At 67.9% G+C, this 16342-nt stretch carries 17 protein-coding genes; 13 read left to right on the forward strand and 4 right to left on the reverse strand.

Features of this window, described 5'->3' with window-relative positions; all coding sequences use genetic code 11:
• The 9 genes from argS to KJ554_10520 form a co-directional block, all read left to right on the forward strand.
• On the forward strand, positions 1-211 hold a 211-nt coding region (gene argS, locus KJ554_10480), incomplete at its 5' end, for an arginine--tRNA ligase (GenBank protein ID MBU0742760.1).
• A 1-nt stretch (position 212) separates the two neighbouring features.
• Positions 213-1121, forward strand: a complete 909-nt coding sequence (locus KJ554_10485; GenBank protein ID MBU0742761.1) for a sugar kinase — start codon at positions 213-215, stop codon at positions 1119-1121.
• A gap of 129 nt (positions 1122-1250) precedes the next feature.
• On the forward strand, positions 1251-2078 hold the full coding sequence (locus KJ554_10490; GenBank protein ID MBU0742762.1) for a hypothetical protein: 828 nt from the start codon (positions 1251-1253) through the stop codon (positions 2076-2078).
• Positions 2079-2416: 338 nt separating this feature from the next.
• Positions 2417-3796: an HD-GYP domain-containing protein gene (locus KJ554_10495; GenBank protein ID MBU0742763.1), complete on the forward strand. Its 1380-nt coding sequence runs from the start codon at positions 2417-2419 to the stop codon at positions 3794-3796.
• On the forward strand, positions 3780-4793 hold the full coding sequence (gene purM / locus KJ554_10500; GenBank protein ID MBU0742764.1) for a phosphoribosylformylglycinamidine cyclo-ligase: 1014 nt from the start codon (positions 3780-3782) through the stop codon (positions 4791-4793). The genes KJ554_10495 and purM overlap by 17 nt, the downstream gene beginning before the upstream one ends.
• A 253-nt stretch (positions 4794-5046) precedes the next feature.
• A complete protein-coding gene (locus KJ554_10505; GenBank protein ID MBU0742765.1) occupies positions 5047-6576 on the forward strand; it encodes a sigma 54-interacting transcriptional regulator in 1530 nt (509 codons plus the stop codon).
• Positions 6577-6593: 17 nt separating this feature from the next.
• Positions 6594-8189: an apolipoprotein N-acyltransferase gene (gene lnt / locus KJ554_10510; protein MBU0742766.1), complete on the forward strand. Its 1596-nt coding sequence runs from the start codon at positions 6594-6596 to the stop codon at positions 8187-8189.
• On the forward strand, positions 8189-8716 hold the full coding sequence (locus tag KJ554_10515) for an NUDIX domain-containing protein (GenBank protein MBU0742767.1): 528 nt from the start codon (positions 8189-8191) through the stop codon (positions 8714-8716). The genes lnt and KJ554_10515 overlap by 1 nt, the downstream gene beginning before the upstream one ends.
• A 14-nt stretch (positions 8717-8730) precedes the next feature.
• Complete coding sequence (locus KJ554_10520) at positions 8731-9324, forward strand: phosphoribosylglycinamide formyltransferase (GenBank protein ID MBU0742768.1); 594 nt, start codon at positions 8731-8733, stop codon at positions 9322-9324.
• A 292-nt stretch (positions 9325-9616) separates the two neighbouring features.
• On the opposite strand, the gene gltA is transcribed toward KJ554_10520, so the two are convergent.
• Together gltA and KJ554_10530 are read right to left on the reverse strand one after the other, a co-directional pair.
• Positions 9617-11068: an NADPH-dependent glutamate synthase gene (gene gltA, locus KJ554_10525; protein ID MBU0742769.1), complete on the reverse strand. Its 1452-nt coding sequence runs from the start codon at positions 11066-11068 to the stop codon at positions 9617-9619.
• Positions 11069-11082: 14 nt separating this feature from the next.
• Positions 11083-11916: a sulfide/dihydroorotate dehydrogenase-like FAD/NAD-binding protein gene (locus KJ554_10530; GenBank protein MBU0742770.1), complete on the reverse strand. Its 834-nt coding sequence runs from the start codon at positions 11914-11916 to the stop codon at positions 11083-11085.
• Positions 11917-12412: 496 nt separating this feature from the next.
• Between KJ554_10530 and folE the strand changes: the two genes are divergently transcribed.
• A complete protein-coding gene (gene folE / locus KJ554_10535; GenBank protein ID MBU0742771.1) occupies positions 12413-12967 on the forward strand; it encodes a GTP cyclohydrolase I FolE in 555 nt (184 codons plus the stop codon).
• An 86-nt stretch (positions 12968-13053) separates the two neighbouring features.
• Here the strand turns inward: folE and KJ554_10540 are convergent, their stop codons facing one another.
• Both KJ554_10540 and trxB read right to left on the reverse strand, forming a co-directional pair.
• Positions 13054-13455: a hypothetical protein gene (locus tag KJ554_10540; protein MBU0742772.1), complete on the reverse strand. Its 402-nt coding sequence runs from the start codon at positions 13453-13455 to the stop codon at positions 13054-13056.
• A 211-nt stretch (positions 13456-13666) separates the two neighbouring features.
• Positions 13667-14605: a thioredoxin-disulfide reductase gene (gene trxB, locus KJ554_10545; protein ID MBU0742773.1), complete on the reverse strand. Its 939-nt coding sequence runs from the start codon at positions 14603-14605 to the stop codon at positions 13667-13669.
• Positions 14606-14890: 285 nt separating this feature from the next.
• Here trxB and rplU point away from each other — a divergent pair, with 285 nt between their 5' ends.
• The 3 genes from rplU (at position 14891) to kdsB (ending at position 16332) form a co-directional block, all read left to right on the forward strand.
• Positions 14891-15202, forward strand: a complete 312-nt coding sequence (gene rplU / locus KJ554_10550) for a 50S ribosomal protein L21 (GenBank protein ID MBU0742774.1) — start codon at positions 14891-14893, stop codon at positions 15200-15202.
• A gap of 29 nt (positions 15203-15231) precedes the next feature.
• Positions 15232-15486 (forward strand): 50S ribosomal protein L27, encoded by a 255-nt coding sequence (gene rpmA / locus KJ554_10555; GenBank protein MBU0742775.1) that lies wholly within the window; start codon positions 15232-15234, stop codon positions 15484-15486.
• An 84-nt stretch (positions 15487-15570) separates the two neighbouring features.
• Positions 15571-16332, forward strand: coding sequence for a 3-deoxy-manno-octulosonate cytidylyltransferase (gene kdsB / locus KJ554_10560; GenBank protein MBU0742776.1), 762 nt, complete (start codon positions 15571-15573; stop codon positions 16330-16332).
• The last annotated feature ends 10 nt before the right edge of the window (positions 16333-16342 follow it).

Raw genomic sequence — 16342 nt, forward strand, 5'->3', positions numbered from 1 at the left:
CGAGAGCCGGGAACCCCATCGGCTCACGTCCTACGCCCACGAGGTCTCCGGCCTGTTCCACCAGTTCTACCACAACTGCGTGATCCTCGGCGAGGAGCGGGACATGACAGAAGCGCGGCTCCACCTGTGCCTGGTCACGCGCAAGGTGCTGCGCAACGTGCTGGACCTGATCGGCATCGACGCGCCGGAACACATGGGAGAGAAGGACTGACATGTCGATCCTGGTCGTGGGCTCGGTCGCATACGATACGGTGGAGACACCCCACGAAACGCGGGAGCGTCAACTCGGCGGCAGCGCCAGCTTCTTCTCGCTGGCGGCGTCGCATTTCGTGCCTGTGCGCGCGGTGGGCGTGGTGGGCGACGACTTCAGACACGAGGACCTGGACCTGCTCTCGTCCCGCGGCGTTGACGTCACGGGCGTGACGCGCGCGTCCGGCGACACCTTCCACTGGTCGGGACGTTACCACGACGACATGATCGAGCGGGACACGCTGTCGACCGAGCTGGGCGTCTTCCAGGATTTCCAACCCGTCCTGCCCCGGGGCTGGGAGACGACGCCCTACCTCTTCCTGGCCAACATACACCCGGCCCTGCAGGGTGTGGTCTGCGACAGCCTGGTCGCCCCGCGCCTGGTGGTGCTGGACACGATGAACCTGTGGATCGAAACGACCCGCGACGAGCTGTCGGCGGTACTGCGCAGGGTCGACGTGCTGCTGCTCAACGACGGCGAAGCGCGCATGCTCTCGGGGAGGGCCGGGCTGGCCGAGGCGGCGGCGGCGATTCGCGAGATGGGCCCCGGCCGCGTCGTGATCAAGAAGGGCGAGCACGGCGCGCTCTATTTCGGACCGGATTCGATGCTGGCGGTACCCGCGGTGCTGCTGCCCGAAGTCGTAGATCCGACCGGCGCCGGGGACACCTTCGCGGGCGGTTTCGTGGGCCATCTGGCGGCCGCCGGCGCGGACCGCCTCAGCGGTGAAAGCGTTTTCCGTCAGGCCATGCTGAGCGGCACGGCGATGGCCAGTTTCTGTCCACAGGCCTTCAGCGTCGAATGCCTCTGTAACCTGACGGACGCCGATATCGAGGCTCGCGTGGCGCGCTTGCGCGAGATGATGACGCCTTGACTCCGGATTGATTTCTTTTTTTGCGCTCAGGTACGATCATATGTTGTACGCGTCTCGGTCTCTCTGCTAGAATCCCGCACGATGGACCACGCATGAACATGGCCTCATGGAGGAGATCGGGGGCTCACCTTGGAAGAGCAGCACGACGATCGCGGGTGGGTGCGTGACGCCGAACGCTGGATCTGCCAGATCCAGGGCGTTCGCCAGTGCCGGATAGATCTCGACGACGAGGGGGAGGTGACCGGCGTACACGTCGTGTCGTACTCCTCGCGCGACCCCCGTCACATCGTGCGGGACGTCGAGGGTCTGTTGAAGGCCCGTCTGAATCTCGACGTCTACTACAAGAAGATAGGCGTGGTGCAGATCCTCGATCAGGACCAGCCCTCGCCGCAGGAGCGTCCGGCCGCGCCCGCCCGTGTCGACGCGTCCGGACCGCCCGCCGCTCGCGCCCAGACGCACCCGGGGACTCCGCACCAGCCTGTCGCGGCAGCCGCGGGGATCAAGACGTTGCCACACCCGGCCGTGCTCGTGGAGGAAGCCCCGCAGGCGCGCGTGGAATGCGCCGGCGTCTCCCTGGAGAGCCGGGGGCCGATGCTGCGCGCCGTCGTCGCCCTCGCCCGCGGGGGAGCCGAGGCGCGGCGCGAGGAGGAAGGCCCCAATCATCCCGGCATGGATTCGCAGCTCCTGGCCCGGGCCACGGTGCGCGCTCTCCAGGATCTCGTGGACGAGCCGGTCACCCTGAGTCTCGCCGACCTGCGCGTCGCGGAGATCGCGGGCGAGCGTCTGACCGTGGCGGCCGTCGATCTGGTCGAGGGCCGCCGGAGCGAGCGATTCTACGGGTGTTGCTCCCGGCGATTCAATGCCCGGGAGTCGAGTGTCTATGCCGTTCTGGACGCCCTCAACCGGCGCCTGACCCTGTTCAATTTCAAGGAGGAGCCCACGGGACCGCGTAACTGACATTGCAGGACCGGCGCCGCCCTTTCAACCGAGCGGAGCGGAACGGATCCGAAAGACCGAGCGGAGCGAGTCATCTTGGTGCTGCAACCGAGTACGTTCACCGGAACGGAGGTGACATCATGCTCGACTTCATCTTAGGTCTGTTCTATAGGTGGGAGTGGTAACAACCATGCTCACGCCGGTGCCGGTCCTGCATGACCCCTCAAGCGCCTAGCATCATCTGCCGAAACAAGTATCATGAGGAAACGGCACGGTACGAGGGGCCGGTTCCGCTCTGGCGATTCGCACGCGGGCGCGCTCGCGCAACCCGCCGAGGCAGTTCGAACGAGGGAACGTCGTTGGCAACACCCCGCCCACTCAGAGACCGCAGGGTCTTCTCCCTGTACTACTACGCGGTCCTCGCGGTGGGTCTGGGTCTGCTCACTTATCTCGTCCTCACGCAGCGTCCGGCGCGGGCGGAATGGCTCGGCTGGGCCTTCTATTTCCTGGTGCTCCTGGTGGCGGACACCAAGATGTCCGAGGCCCAGATGCGCGGCGGCGGCAAGATCCTGTCCTCGCGCACCCTCGCTTTGTCCATGCTCGTGCTCTTCGGACCGCTGGTCGCGGTGGTCATGGATGCCTGCTCCACGCTCGTCCGCGGCCTGGTGCTGCGCTCGACGCCGCCCCGCAAGATGTTCTTCAACATGTCCATGCTGGCCATCGCCGCCGGCCTGGCCGGACTCACCTATCACGCCCTGCCCTTCAGCGGTGAATTCGGCAACGCCCTGTTCCTGATGCCCCTGATGGTCACGCTGCTGGCCTACTCGCTGGTCAACAGCACCATCGTGACCGGGATCATGAGCCTCGACCGGCAGATCCCCTTCCGCGAGGTATGGCACCGCGACATCCGCTGGGGTGCGGTCGCCGGCCTGATGGAGCTGCCGTTCACCGCCATCGTCATCCTGCTCTACCGGCAGGCCGGACCCTGGACGCTCCTGATCTACCTGCCGATCATCTGGGTCGTCTTCGCCATGAGCCGCGCGCACAAGCAGCAGAAGGAAGCACACATGGCGTCGATCGCCGTGCTGGCGACGACCCTCGAGGCCGACGAGCCCTACACTCACGGCCACAGCTACCGGGTCTCTCAGTACGCCATCACGATCGGAAGGGCCATGGCCATGTCGCCGCCCGACCTGGAACTGCTGGAGTACGGCGGACTGCTGCACGACATAGGCAAGATCGCCATCACCAACGACATCATCTGCAAGCCGGGACGGCTGACCGACGAGGAATTCGCAACCCTGGCGGAACACCCGGCCATCGGCGCGCGCATCGTGGAGCAGATCAAGTTCCTGCCGAAGACGGTGGACCTGGTGCGCCACCACCACGAGCGACCGGACGGCAAGGGCTATCCCGACGGCCTGCGCGGCGAGGAGATAAGTCTCGGCGCCAACATCCTCAACGTCTGCGACGCCTTCGATGCCATGACCAGCGACCGTTCCTACCGCCAGGCGCTACCTCTGGACAGGGCGCTGAACGAACTGCGCAAGTACCGCGGTTCCCAGTTCCACGCCGACGTCGTCGACACGGTCATCAGCCTCTACGACCGCGGGGAATTCGACATCATCCCCGATTCCGACGTGGAGAAGGTGATCCGGCAGATCCAGCAGGTGGCTCATCCCGTCCCGGCCAAGGTCCACACCGCCACCGAAACGGAAGTCCATGAAATACGCGGATAGCGGCGTGGATATCGACGCCGCCCAGAAGGCTCTCGCGCGCGCCCGGGAAGCCGTGCGTTCCACGTGGGACGAACGCGTGCGCAGCGACCTGGGCGCCTTCGGCGGTCTCTACCGTCCCGCACCCGGCGAACCCCTGCTGGCCGCCAGCGTCGACGGCGTGGGCACCAAGGTCAAGATCGCGGCTCTGGCCGGCCGCTACGACACCGTGGGACAGGATCTGGTCAACCACTGCGTGAACGACATCCTGGTCCAGGGCGCAGAGCCGTTGTTCTTCCTCGACTATTTCGCCACCGGCAAGCTGCGCGGCGACGTGCTCGAGCAGGTCTTGACGGGATTCGCCCGGGCCTGCCGGGAGAACGGCTGCGCCCTGCTCGGCGGCGAGACCGCCGAGATGCCCGGCGTCTACGGCGACGATGACTTCGACCTGGCCGGCTGCATCGTGGGCCGGGTGGAGGAGCGGCATGTGATCGACGGCTCCGCCATCGCCGCAGGGGACCGGCTCTGGGGCTTGCCGAGCACGGGACTGCACACCAACGGCTACTCCCTGGCCCGGCGCGTCTTTTTCGAGGTGGCGGGCTGCGCGGTCGAAGACAGGCCTGCGGAACTCGGCGGCGAGACGGTGGCGGATGCCCTGCTGGCCATCCACCGCAGCTACCTGCCCGAGGTGCGCGCGCTGTGGCGCGAACTGGGCCGCGGGCGGGTCCATGGCCTGGCCCACATCACCGGCGGCGGTTTCACGGACAACATTCCCCGCATCGTGCCGGACGGCCTGTGCGCGCGCGTGGACACCACGTCGTGGCCTGTCCCGCCCCTGTTCCGCTACCTGCAGGAGAAGGGGGAGATACCCGCCGACGAGATGTACCGCGTCTTCAACATGGGCATGGGCATGGTGGTCTTCCTGCCGGCGGACGTCGACCGGCGGCCGCTCGGGCGCCTGGGCGCGCTCCCCATCGGCGAGGTCGTCGCCGGAGATGCCAAGGTCGTCGTCGCGTTGTAACCCACCCCGGCCGGCGTGCCGTTCCGGTGACAGGTCCCGAAATATTTGCGGTCCGCGGCGCTAGCCCGGGCCGCTTCCTCCTTGGGACACCGGCGCAGCCCGGCGGTTGTCGTTCGACCGCAAAGGCCTTGAATTAGCGCATGAAGTGGATCTCGCATAAGCCTGAAAATACATGAAGATACGAAATATGTGTGGATAACGGCACGTGGGGCGTTCCTCCTGCATGTCCGGATTCGGTCTGGGAGGTTCAGCCATGCGCGACTGCGAGGCTTTCTGGGATCATGAACTGCGGAGTTTCCCCTGCGGAGGGGGCTGTAGCCGACTCTGGGTCGTGCGCACCCGCACAGGAGAGGCCGGGATCTCGTCGCTGCGGATCCTTCTGGATCGCTCCTGGTGCGCCGGGAACGGCTTGCCGGCGAACCTCGACCGTCCCCCGCTGGGCGCTCTCTGGCGCGCCGCCATGGACCAGGATCCCTGCGAGCGCCGGTTGCAGAACGGGGCGGACCGGGACGCGTGGCGTCTTCTCGTGGAACCGGTCTCGGCTGCGGGCGACCATGCCGGCGCGGTGGCCGCGCTCTGCGCCGAAGGAGAGCCCTGGACCGGGTCCGTAACCTTCTGGGTGCGCGCCTTCGCCCGCAAGCTCGCACCCCTGCTGGACAGCCTGCAGCCGGCGCTCGCTTGTGGCGCCGGTTTGCCGTCGGATCCCGGACAGGCCAGCCTCTTTCCCCTCGAGTTCCGTCCGGCCAGCGGCGCTTCCGATGTCGCGAAAAGCGGTCCACCCACGGTATCCCTGCCGCAGCCCGTCTTCGTGGACGGCGTGCCGGGCGTCGTCGGGGTCTCCCGCGAGATGACCGACTGCTGCCGGGAGGTCGTCTCGGTGGCGGGCAGCCAGGTCAACGTCCTGTTGCACGGTGAGAGCGGCACGGGCAAGGAGGTGCTCGCGCGGGCCGTCCACCGTCTGGGACCGCGGCGCGACCGTCGTTTCATCGGCGTCAACTGCGCCGCCCTGCCGGAGACCCTCTTCGAGAGAGAGCTCTTCGGGCACAAGGCGGGCGCCTTCACCGGCGCCGGCAAGGAGAAGATCGGTCTGCTCGAAGCAGCGGATGGCGGCACCTTCTTCCTGGACGAGATCGGGGACATGCCCGCGTCCCTGCAGATCAAGCTCTTGCGCGTGATGCAGGAGAAGCGGCTCAGACGCATCGGGGAACTGCGCAGCCGGTCGGTCGACGTACGCTTCGTGGCGGCCTCGCACAAGGATCTCGAGGCCGAGATCGCCGCCGGTCGCTTCCGCCTGGACCTGTACTACCGGCTGAAGGTGGTCCAGATCACGATTCCCCCCTTGCGGCTGCGCCCCGAGGATCTGACCCATCTGCTGGCCCACATGCTCGTGCGGCGGGGCCGCGCGCCAGAGAGCGTCGAGGTGACCGAGACGGCCCTGGCCGCCCTGCAGGCCTACCGTTGGCCGGGCAACGTGCGCGAACTGGAGAACGAGGTGCTGCGCTGGCTGGCGCTATCCCCCGGGGAATCCGTCATGGCGCTGGATCAGCTCTCGGTCGCCGTGCAGCGGGCGGCGGGCCGCTCGGTGGACCCGGCGGACCTGGCAACCCTGCGCCCCATGGAGGAGGCCACCGAGCTGCTGGAACGTTTTCTGATCCGCAAGGCCATCGGTGCCAGTGGCGGCCTGAAATCCGTGGCCGCGAAACGGCTGGGCCTGTCGCGCCAGGGGCTCTACAAGAAGATCCGCCGCTATGGCATGCGCGACCTGTTGCAAGCGGCCAGGTGAGCGGCTATGATCCACCCATGTTGCGACAGGGTACACCCGCCCGGAATGCCGGCGAAGCGTCGCTCCCGCCCCGGCTGGCAGCCCTCGCGACCGTCTGCGCGGGTGTCATGGCGACGGTCGCCATGCCGCCGTTGCGCGGCACGGGCTGGCTGATCGTACCGTCCCTGACCCTTCTCTTCGCGGTCCTGCGCGACACGCCGCGTCCTGCTCTCGTCGGCTGGCTCTTCGGCCTGGCGCACCAGGCGACGCTGCTGCACTGGCTGTTCCTGCTGGGACCGGAGGCGCCCATTGCCTCCAGGGTGCTGGTGCCCGTCGCCGCTTCGGCCGCGATCCTCTACGCCTCGCTCTTCTACCTGCTGCTGGGCTGGTTGATCGGACGCATGGCCCGCCTCTACGGTCGGTCCGCCGCGCTGATGACGGCGCCTGTCCTGTGGACGGCGGTCGAGGCGCTGCGTACCGCCGGGGAGCTCGGCTTTCCCTGGTGCCTGTCGGGCATGGCGTTCCTGCAGACGCCGCTGTATCCGCTGGCGGCGGCCGGGGGTGAACTGGCGCTGGGCGCCGGAGCGGCCATCACCGCGGCCCTGCTGGTCTCGCTGCCCGATCTGTCGGTCGGCCGGGGCGCCGGACGCGACGGCCGGGCCGCGACGACGGCCGCGGCCTTGTCCCTGGCCTGTCTCGTGGCTTGGGGCTCGCTGGCGCTCCTGAGCGGGAGAGGCGACGCGGACACCGCCGCCGGTACCGTCCGGGTTGCCGCCGTACAGGCCGACGTCGCCCTGCGCGACAAGTGGACCCAGGGACGCATCGACTCGACCACGGTCCCCTATACGGCCATGAGCGCGGCAGCGGCCCGCGAAGGCGTCGAGCTGCTGGTCTGGGCGGAGACGGCCGTGCCCGCCTACCTGATGTACGAACGGCACCTGCTGAGCTGGGTACGCGCGGTGGCCGACACCAACGATGTCTATCTCTACACCGGCTTCCCCGACGCCAACCTGGACGCCGACGGGCGCCAGCTCCGCACCAACGCCTCGGGACTCTTCGATCCCGGGGGCAGATTGTGCGACCGCTACGCCAAGCATCACCTGCTGCCCTTCGGCGAGCGCATGCCCTTCCAGAGCGTGATGCCCTGGCTGGGCAATGTCGACCTGGGGCAGGCGGAGTGGGAGCCGGGCGCGCCGCCGGCGCCCATGGACGTCCTGCTGGCCGACGGTCGCGCCCTGCGCCTGGGGGGCCTGATCTGCTACGAGTCCATTTTCCCGTCTCTGGCCCGGCACGCCGTTCGTGCGGGCGCCGGCGTGCTGGTCAATATCACCAACGACGGCTGGTTCGGACGCACCGCCGGTCCGGTGCAGCACGCCGAGATGGCCCGCATGCGCGCCGTCGAGTGCGGCGTGCCGCTGGTCCGTTGCGCCAACAACGGTATCAGCTACATCACCGACGACGGGGGCGTGGTGCGGCGCAGAGCGGGGCTGGGTGAACGCGCCCTGGTGATCGACGACGTCTCGCCGGGCCGGCGCGGCACGCGCTATCTGCGACATGGCGCCTGGCCGCTGCTGATCTTCCTGTCGGCCTGGTCTGCCGTCGCGATGGCCCTCACGGCCCGGGGAAGGCGATGATGGACCCACGGCGCCACGCCTATCCCTACTGCCCGATCTGCCGGGCGGCCCTGGCGCGTCGCGAGGAGGGCGGCGCCGTCCGCCCCTGGTGCGCAGCCTGCGGTTTCGTCCAGTACCTCAACCCGGCGCCCGCGGCGGCGGTCATCGTGCGGCGCGGCGAGCGGATCCTGCTGACGCGCCGGCGCTACGCGCCGCGGGAGGGCCTGTGGACCCTGCCGGCGGGATTTCTGGAGTACGACGAACCAGCCGCCGCCGCCGCCCGCCGCGAAGCCGTCGAGGAGACCGGGCTCGAGGTGGAGATCGAGGAGCTCTTCGCCGTCCATCACGGGATACTGCCGCCAGATCGTTCGGTGATCCTGATCGTCTACCGGGCCAGGGAGCTGGCAGGCGAACTGCGGGCGGGGGACGACGCGCAGGAAGTGGGTTTCTTCACGCTGGACGACCTGCCGGGTCCCATCGCCTTCTCGTCCCACCGCAAGGTGCTGGACGCGTTGCGCGAAGAGATGAGGGAGGGACATATCTCGTGAGCGGTGAACGAAGGCTGCCCGTGGCGGTCCTGCTTTCCGGCAGCGGCCGCACCCTGGAGAACTTCCTGCGTGAGCGCGATGCCGGACGACTTCCCGCGGACATCGTGGCCGTCGTCTCCAGCCGCGACGATGCGAGGGGCGTGGACATCGCCCGTCGGGCGGGCTGTCCCGTCGGCGTGTTCCGCCGCAAGGACCACCCGGACATCGCCGCCCACAACGCGGCCATCAACGAATGGCTGGCGCCCCGCGGTCCCGGCCTGATCCTGCTCGCGGGCTACCTCTGCTACTACCAGCGCCCCGGCTGGTTCGACGGTCCCATCCTGAACATCCACCCGGCCCTGCTGCCCCGCCACGGCGGCAAGGGTCTTTACGGCCGCCATGTTCACGAGGCGGTCCTGGCGGCGGGCGAGACCGAGAGCGGGTGCACCGTCCACCACGTCAACGACGTCTATGACGCGGGGGAGATCGTCGCCCAGCAGCGCGTGCCGGTCCTGCCGGGCGACACGCCCGACACGCTGGCCGCACGGGTCTTCACAGCCGAGTGCGCGCTCTATCCTCGAGTGGTGGAAGAGATCGCGCGCTCCCTCCTCGAACAGCGGTCGGGGTGAGTGCAGGGGTGTCTCCCAGGAGGCCGGGAGCGCCCGCTCGCCGTCCCCCTGGGAGACACCCCTGCACTCACCCCGACCGGGCTCCCCGGCAGGAACCGCGATCCCATCCACACTCGATGAGGAGAGGGGGAGTGCCGGGACGATGCAGGTGAAACGCTCACCCCCTGAGTTCGGGGAGTCTCTGGAGGCCCCGGAGCCACGGATGGCGGGAGGGGCCGGAAGCGAAGCGGGGCGGCACAGGAGGTGCCGCCCCGCGTCTCCCCGAACTCAGGGGGTGAGTGTTCCACCGGCCCTATTGTGCCGGCACCCCGCTCCCCTCCATCAGGTGAGCGTGGATGGCATTCGCGGCTTTCCTGCCCGCCCCCATGGCCAGGATCACCGTGGCGCCGCCGGTGACGATGTCGCCGCCGGCCCAAACGTTGTCCAGGTTGGTCTGCATGGTCCGCTCTTCCCTGACGACGATCGTGCCGCGGCGCGCGTTGAGCTCGAGCTCGGGGCAGTCCGCCGTCAGGACGGGATTCGGCCCCTGGCCGATGGCCACGACCACCGTGTCGACCGCCCACGTCTGGTAGGCGTCCTCGATGGGCACCGGGCGCCGCCGGCCGCTGTCGTCCGGCTCGCCCAGCTCCATCTGCTGGCACTTGATGGCCTTCACGGCCCCGTTGTGGCCGATGATCTCCACCGGCGCGTGCAGCAGCTGGAAGTCTATGTACTCCTGCTCGGCGTGGTGCGACTCCTCGATGCGGGCGGGCAGCTCGGCCTTGGTCCGCCGGTAGATGAGGTAGACGTGCTCGGGGTCGAGGCGCTTCGAGGTGCGGGCCGCGTCCATGGCCACGTTGCCGCCGCCGATCACGGCGATGCGCCTGATCTTCTTGATGGGCGTGTCGGACTTCTCGGGGAACTGGTAGCCGCCCATCAGGTTGACGCGCGTCAGGAACTCGTTGGCGCTGTAGACGCCGTTGAGGTTCTCGCCGGGAATGCCCATGAACCAGGGCAGGCCGGCGCCCGTGCCGATGAACACCGCGTCGAAGCGCTCGCGGATCGAGTTCAGCGACTCGGCCTTGCCCACCGGATAGTTCATCACGAACTTGACGCCCATGTCCTTGAGCCCGTCGATCTCCCTGATCAGGATCTTCTTGGGCAGGCGGAACTCGGGGATGCCGTAGAAGAGCACGCCGCCGGGCTTGTGCAGCGCCTCGAAGACGGTGACGTCGTGACCCCTCTGGATCAGGTCGCTGGCGGCGGTCAGCCCGGCGGGCCCCGAGCCGATGATCGCCACCTTCTTGCCCGTGTCCGCGTCCTTCGAGGGCAGGACGTTCAGGTCGTGCTCGAGGGCGTAGTCGCCGAGGAAGCGTTCGACCCGGCCGACGCCGCCGGGCTCGCGGCCCTTGTCGGGCTTGTTGAGGGTGCAGACCAGCTCGCACTGGTCCTCCTGGGGACAGACCCGGCCGCAGATCGCCGGCAGGAAGTTCTTCTCCTTGACCTTGCGCAGGGCCTCCTCATACAGGCCCTCGCCCACGAGGTTCATGAAGGCGGGGATGTCCACCTCCACGGGACAACCGCCGACGCAGGGCGAGTCCTTGCACTGGATGCAGCGCCGGCCCTCGGCCGTCGCCTCCTCGCAGCTGAAACCCAGCGGGACCTCGCCGAAGTTCTTGATGCGCTGCTCGGGCGGCTGTTCCCGCATGGGGGTCTTCGTCTTCGACTTGTTGAACTTGTAGGTCGGCTTCTGCCGTGCCGTCATGGCGGACCCCCTTTCTAGCGGTTGGTCTCGGTGGCGAGTTTCGCGGCGGCCGCGTCGAGCTTGCAGGCGTGGCCGGCCGACGCCAGGGATAGGGCTTCCTCGTCCTTGTAGTAGGCCAGCCGGGACATCAGCTCGTCGAAGTCGGTCTGGTGGCCGTCGAATTCGGGCCCCTCGACGCAGGCGAACCGGGTCTTGCCGCCCACGGTCACGCGGCAGGCGCCGCACATGCCGGTGCCGTCCACCATGATCGGATTGAGCGAGGCCAGGGTCTTGATGCCGTGGGGCTCGGTTGTCCTGCAGACGAACTTCATCATGATCACCGGGCCGACGCAGATGCACTCGTCGATCCCGACGCCTTCGGCGACCAGCGATTCGATGGCGTGGGTGACCAGCCCCTTGCGCCCGTAGCTGCCGTCGTCGGTGGTGACGATGAGCTCGTCGCTCGCGGCGCGGACCTCGTCTTCGAGGATCAGCAGGTCCCGGGTGCGCGCGCCCAGGATCGAGATGACCCTGTTGCCCGCGGCCTTCATGGCCGTGGCCATGGGCCAGACCACCGCGTTGCCGATGCCGCCGCCCACGCAGAGCACGGTCTTGCCGCCGTCCGGGATGTCCGTCGGCTTGCCCAGGGGACCGGCCAGGTCGAGGATCTCGTCGCCGACCTGCAGGGCGTTGAGCAGGCGGGTCGTCTTGCCCACTTCCTGCGCGACGATGGTGATGGTGCCCCGGTCCGTGTCGCGGCTGGCGATGGTCAGGGGGATCCGCTCGCCCTCGTCATGGACACGCAGGATGATGAACTGGCCTGCCTTGCCGCGGCGGGCAATATGCTCGGCCTCGATCTCAAAGAGCATGGTCTTGTCGGCCAGCAATCTGGCCGCGACGATCTTGTTGCCCACCTCGGTTGCTCCTCGGGGATTGGGGAACCCTGCGATCAAAAGAAGATGTGATCTGTCGCCGATCGAATTGGCAGATTCAAATAACGGCGCGGGAGTGACGAAAATCAAGCGGGAATACGATGCACTCGGCTGACACCCGATCTTGAGATCGGTTGTCTTGCTTCGAGTTGCCGCAGGGTGAGCAGAAAAGGAACAGGTCAGGCGAAAGGGTCGAGTCCTCTGCCGGGTGCGATCGCGTCAACTCAGGGGGGGGACAGCGTTATTGCGACTCGCCAACGTGCCCGTCGTCCGGCTGTCGGTCCCGACCCTTAACGTCGGGTCTGGGGTTCCACATCGCTATGCCGCTCACATGCAAGGGACGTGCCCTGCGCGGGCACTTGACCGCGAGGGATGCCGTTCTTATGGTGGGGCGCGGTCCAGACACGACGAGACATCCCAAGGGAGAACGGGCATGGAAGAGATGATCCGCGGCATCATCGAGAGCATCGGCGAGGATCCCCGGCGCGAGGGCCTGCTCAAGACCCCCGAACGCGTCGCCCGCGCCTACCAGGAGATCACGGCCGGCTACAGGCAGGACCCCGACGCCATGGTGCGCGGAGCGCTCTTCGAGGCCGAGGGCCGGGAGATGGTCCTGATCAACGACATCGACTTCTACAGCATGTGCGAGCACCACATGCTGCCGTTCTTCGGCAAGGCCCACGTGGCCTACATCCCCGGCACGAAGATCGTCGGCCTGTCCAAGGTCGCGCGCGTGGTCGAGGCCTTCGCCCGCCGCCTGCAGGTGCAGGAGCGGATGACCGCCCAGATCGCCAACTGCCTCATGGACAACCTGGACGCCACCGGTGTGGCGGTGGTCCTGCACGCCCAGCATCTCTGCATGATGATGCGCGGGGTCAAGCGCCAGAACTCCTTCGCGGTGACCAGCGAGATGCTCGGTGTCTTCAAGGAGGATGCGAAGACCCGGTCGGAATTCCTCACGCTCATCCAGGAGAAGCCCTGGAACTGAGGACGGGTTGGCCGACGAACAGCAGAGACCCTGCCGTGAGGCGACCGGCGCGTGGAGCCGACAGACGGGGGTCTGCGTGTCCGTCCTCAACGATAGCAGGACTTGATGGCCCCCCAGGCCAACCGCTCGTTGGGCAACTCCTCGCAGCCGGAGGTGACCTTGACGGCGTCCACGCCCTGGAAGCAGCTCATGGCCTCGGGGGAGTCGGCCCACTTGCCGTAGATCAGGATGGTGGTGTTGCGGGTCGCCCAGACGATCATCTGCAGATCGGAGACGCCCAGCTCGGTGGGTGTGATGTCGTCGCAGGAAAACCAGCCGCCGGCAGCGCAGCCGACCAGGCTGTAATGACCGGGGTCGAGGAGCGCGACGCGTCCCTTGAAGACCGCGACATCGTCCCTGCTCGTGCCGTCGCCGTCTTGCGCGCGGGCATCGCTCCCGGGGAGCGGAAGGGCCGCCAGCAGCATGATAATTAGGAAGCCGTAACGCATTGTCGTCCCCTGGAGATGTTGATGTGCGCATAATTATAGCACATCTCGGGGAACGATTGGGCACGTGGCCCCATAATTAGGCGGGATCGTGCCGGTTCCGCGCGCTCGGGAGGTCGCCCGGCAGACGGTGGTCCGGCGGTCCGGGGATCAGTCCTGCGGCTTGCCGGGAGTGCCGGCCCGGCGGGCGGGCATCTTGTTGATCGCCGGCATGTTACAGCCCATGCTCTCCCAGCCACCGTTCACACTCGATCGCCGCCATGCAGCCGGTGCCGGCCGCGGTGATCGCCTGCCGGTACACGTGGTCCTGCACGTCGCCGCAGGCCCAGACGCCCTCGATCTCGGTCGCGGTCACGTCGGGCCTGGTGATCAGGTAGCCGTTGGCGTCGGTCTCGAACTGGCCGTCGAGGAACTGCGTGTTGGGGACGTGTCCGATGGCGATGAAGCAGCCGGTCACCGGCAGTTCCACGTCCTCGCCGCCCTGGGTGTCGGCCAGGATCAGCTTCTCCAGGAGGCCGTTCTCGCCGCCGATCAACCGCTTGACGGTCTTGTTCCAGGCGAACTCGATCTTGGGATTTGCCAGGGCGCGCTCGCCCATGATCTTGCTGGCGCGCAGCTCGTCGCGACGGTGGATGACCGTCACCTTCTTGGCGAAGTTGGTCAGGAAGATGGCCTCCTCCATGGCGGTGTCGCCGCCGCCGACCACGGCGATCTCGTGATCGCGGAAGAAGAAGCCGTCGCAGGTCGCGCATGCGCTGAGTCCCTTGCCGTGGAAGTCGTTTTCCTCGGGCAGGCCCAGCCAGCGGGCGGACGAGCCGGTGGCGATGATCAGGCTCCGCGCCAGATAGGTGTCCTCGCCCACGAACACCTTGAAGGGGCGCGCCGACAGGTCGACGCGGTCGACCGTCTTGCCGAGGATCTCGGCGCCGAAACGCGACGCCTGCGCGCGGAACTTCTCGGTCAGGGCCGGGCCGTCGATGCCCTCGGGGAAGCCGGGGTAGTTCTCCACCTCGGAGGTGATGGTCAGCTGTCCGCCGGGCTGCTGGCCCTCGAAGACCAGCGGGGGTATGTTGGCGCGGCCGAGATAGAGGGCGGCGGTGAAGCCGGCGGGGCCGGAGCCGATGATGATGGCGCGCTTGATCTCCTGATTCATCCGCGAAGCCTCCGGGGCGGGTTTTCGAGGGCCATATCCGGAGCCCTATGTAAGGCCAGACCGACCGCACTGTCAACCCGCCGTCTCCGGGACGGCACGGACGTGGGGCGATTCCCGACTTGACTATGACGCCAAAGGGTGTTTACTATGGGCGATTCCGGCCCGCATCCGCTTGTCCGAGAAATGGGGTTGCGGCCGGGTCGATTGTTCCGGCGATTCACGACGTGGGAGCGGCGGGCGCCGTTGTTCGTCCTGTCCCGCGAACCGTTTTTTCTGGAGAACGCAATGTACGCCATTGTCAACATCATGAACAGGCAGTTCCGGGTCGAGCCAGACGCCACCGTGCAGGTGCCGTTGATGCGGGGCGAGATCGGGGACGCGGTGAATCTCGACGAGGTCCTGCTCTACCACGACGGCAAGTCGACGTCGGTGGGTGCGCCCAGCGTGGCCGGCTGCTCGGTCGCGGCCGAGATCGTGCGCCACGGCATGGGACGCAAGATCAGCGTCTTCAAGAAGAAGCGCCGCCAGAACTACCGGCGCAACAAGAGCCACCGTCAGGCCTTCACCGAGATTCGCATCAAGAACATCACCGTCTAGGGCGGCAGGGACCAGCAGAGGAGCGAGCCATGGCACACAAGAAAGGCGTCGGCAGTTCACGCAACGGGCGCGACAGCAACGCCCAGAGGCTGGGCGTGAAGCGCTTCGGCGGCGAGGCCGTCAGCGCGGGCACCATCATCGTGCGCCAGCGCGGCACCAAGATCCATCCGGGCGAGAACGTGGGCCGCGGCAACGACGATACCCTGTACGCCAAGATCGACGGTCTGGTGGTCTTCGGCCGCTACAACCGCACGCGGAAGAAGGTCAGTGTCCTGCCAGCCTGACACGAACAGGACCGGGCATCGCGGAACCCATCCCGCCGGCGGGATGGGTTTCCTTTTCAGCCGGTGTCGGCGGGGAGGCCGGGCATGAGAGGAGTGCTCGTGGTGATTCCGGCGCGGTTCGAATCGACGCGCCTGCCGGGCAAGGCTCTGGCGGATCTGGGCGGGCGCCCCCTGGTGGTCCGCGTGGCGGAGCTGGCCGCGCGCATGGAGACCGCCGACGAGGTCATCGTGGCCACCGACGACGCGCGCATCGTCGAGGCCGTCGAGTCGGCCGGACACCGGGCCGAGATGACCGGCGACCACCCCACCGGCTCGGACCGAGTCGCCGAGGTGCTCGAGCGCCACCATGCAGAGATCGTGCTCGACCTACAGGGCGACGAACCGCTCCTGGAACCCAGCGACCTGGACGCCCTGGTGCGGTCCCTGCTGACCGATCCCGAGGCGGACATGGCCACGCTGGCCCACCCGCTCTCCGGTCCGGACGAGTGGCGCGACCCCAACGTCGTGAAGGTGCTGGCGGGTGGCGACGGGCACGCCCTGTGGTTCAGCCGGGCGGCGATCCCGGGCGTGCATGCCGGACTGCCGCACGACCTTCAGGATGGCGTGGCCGAACCCTGGCGCATGGCCTTGCGGCACGTCGGGGTCTACGCCTTCCGCGGCCCCTCCCTGAAGCGGTTTCTGAACCTGCCCAGGACGGCCCTGGAGCGCGCGGAGGGGCTGGAGCAGCTGCGGGCGCTCGAGCACGGCCTGCGCATCCAGGTCGCGCCGGCTGCGGGCTCGCCGGTGGGCGTGGACACGCCGGAGGACCTGGAGCGCGTGCGGGAACTCTGGTCCCGGCGGGGGTGAACTCGGCCTT

It is taken from the genome of bacterium, from assembly GCA_018814885.1.
Lineage (GTDB): Bacteria > Krumholzibacteriota > Krumholzibacteriia > LZORAL124-64-63 > LZORAL124-64-63 > JAHIYU01.

Bases quoted from the DNA above. Each gene is read 5' to 3' on its own strand.
- KJ554_10485 (MBU0742761.1), top strand. From the start codon at position 213: ATGTCGATCCTGGTCGTGGGCTCGGTCGCATACGATACGGTGGAGACA.
- purM (MBU0742764.1), top strand. From the start codon at position 3,780: ATGAAATACGCGGATAGCGGCGTGGATATCGACGCCGCCCAGAAGGCT.
- KJ554_10505 (MBU0742765.1), top strand. From the start codon at position 5,047: ATGCGCGACTGCGAGGCTTTCTGGGATCATGAACTGCGGAGTTTCCCC.
- lnt (MBU0742766.1), top strand. From the start codon at position 6,594: ATGTTGCGACAGGGTACACCCGCCCGGAATGCCGGCGAAGCGTCGCTC.
- KJ554_10515 (MBU0742767.1), top strand. From the start codon at position 8,189: ATGGACCCACGGCGCCACGCCTATCCCTACTGCCCGATCTGCCGGGCG.
- gltA (MBU0742769.1), bottom strand. From the start codon at position 11,068: ATGACGGCACGGCAGAAGCCGACCTACAAGTTCAACAAGTCGAAGACG.
- KJ554_10530 (MBU0742770.1), bottom strand. From the start codon at position 11,916: ATGCTCTTTGAGATCGAGGCCGAGCATATTGCCCGCCGCGGCAAGGCA.
- folE (MBU0742771.1), top strand. From the start codon at position 12,413: ATGGAAGAGATGATCCGCGGCATCATCGAGAGCATCGGCGAGGATCCC.
- KJ554_10540 (MBU0742772.1), bottom strand. From the start codon at position 13,455: ATGCGTTACGGCTTCCTAATTATCATGCTGCTGGCGGCCCTTCCGCTC.
- trxB (MBU0742773.1), bottom strand. From the start codon at position 14,605: ATGAATCAGGAGATCAAGCGCGCCATCATCATCGGCTCCGGCCCCGCC.
- rplU (MBU0742774.1), top strand. From the start codon at position 14,891: ATGTACGCCATTGTCAACATCATGAACAGGCAGTTCCGGGTCGAGCCA.
- rpmA (MBU0742775.1), top strand. From the start codon at position 15,232: ATGGCACACAAGAAAGGCGTCGGCAGTTCACGCAACGGGCGCGACAGC.
- kdsB (MBU0742776.1), top strand. From the start codon at position 15,571: ATGAGAGGAGTGCTCGTGGTGATTCCGGCGCGGTTCGAATCGACGCGC.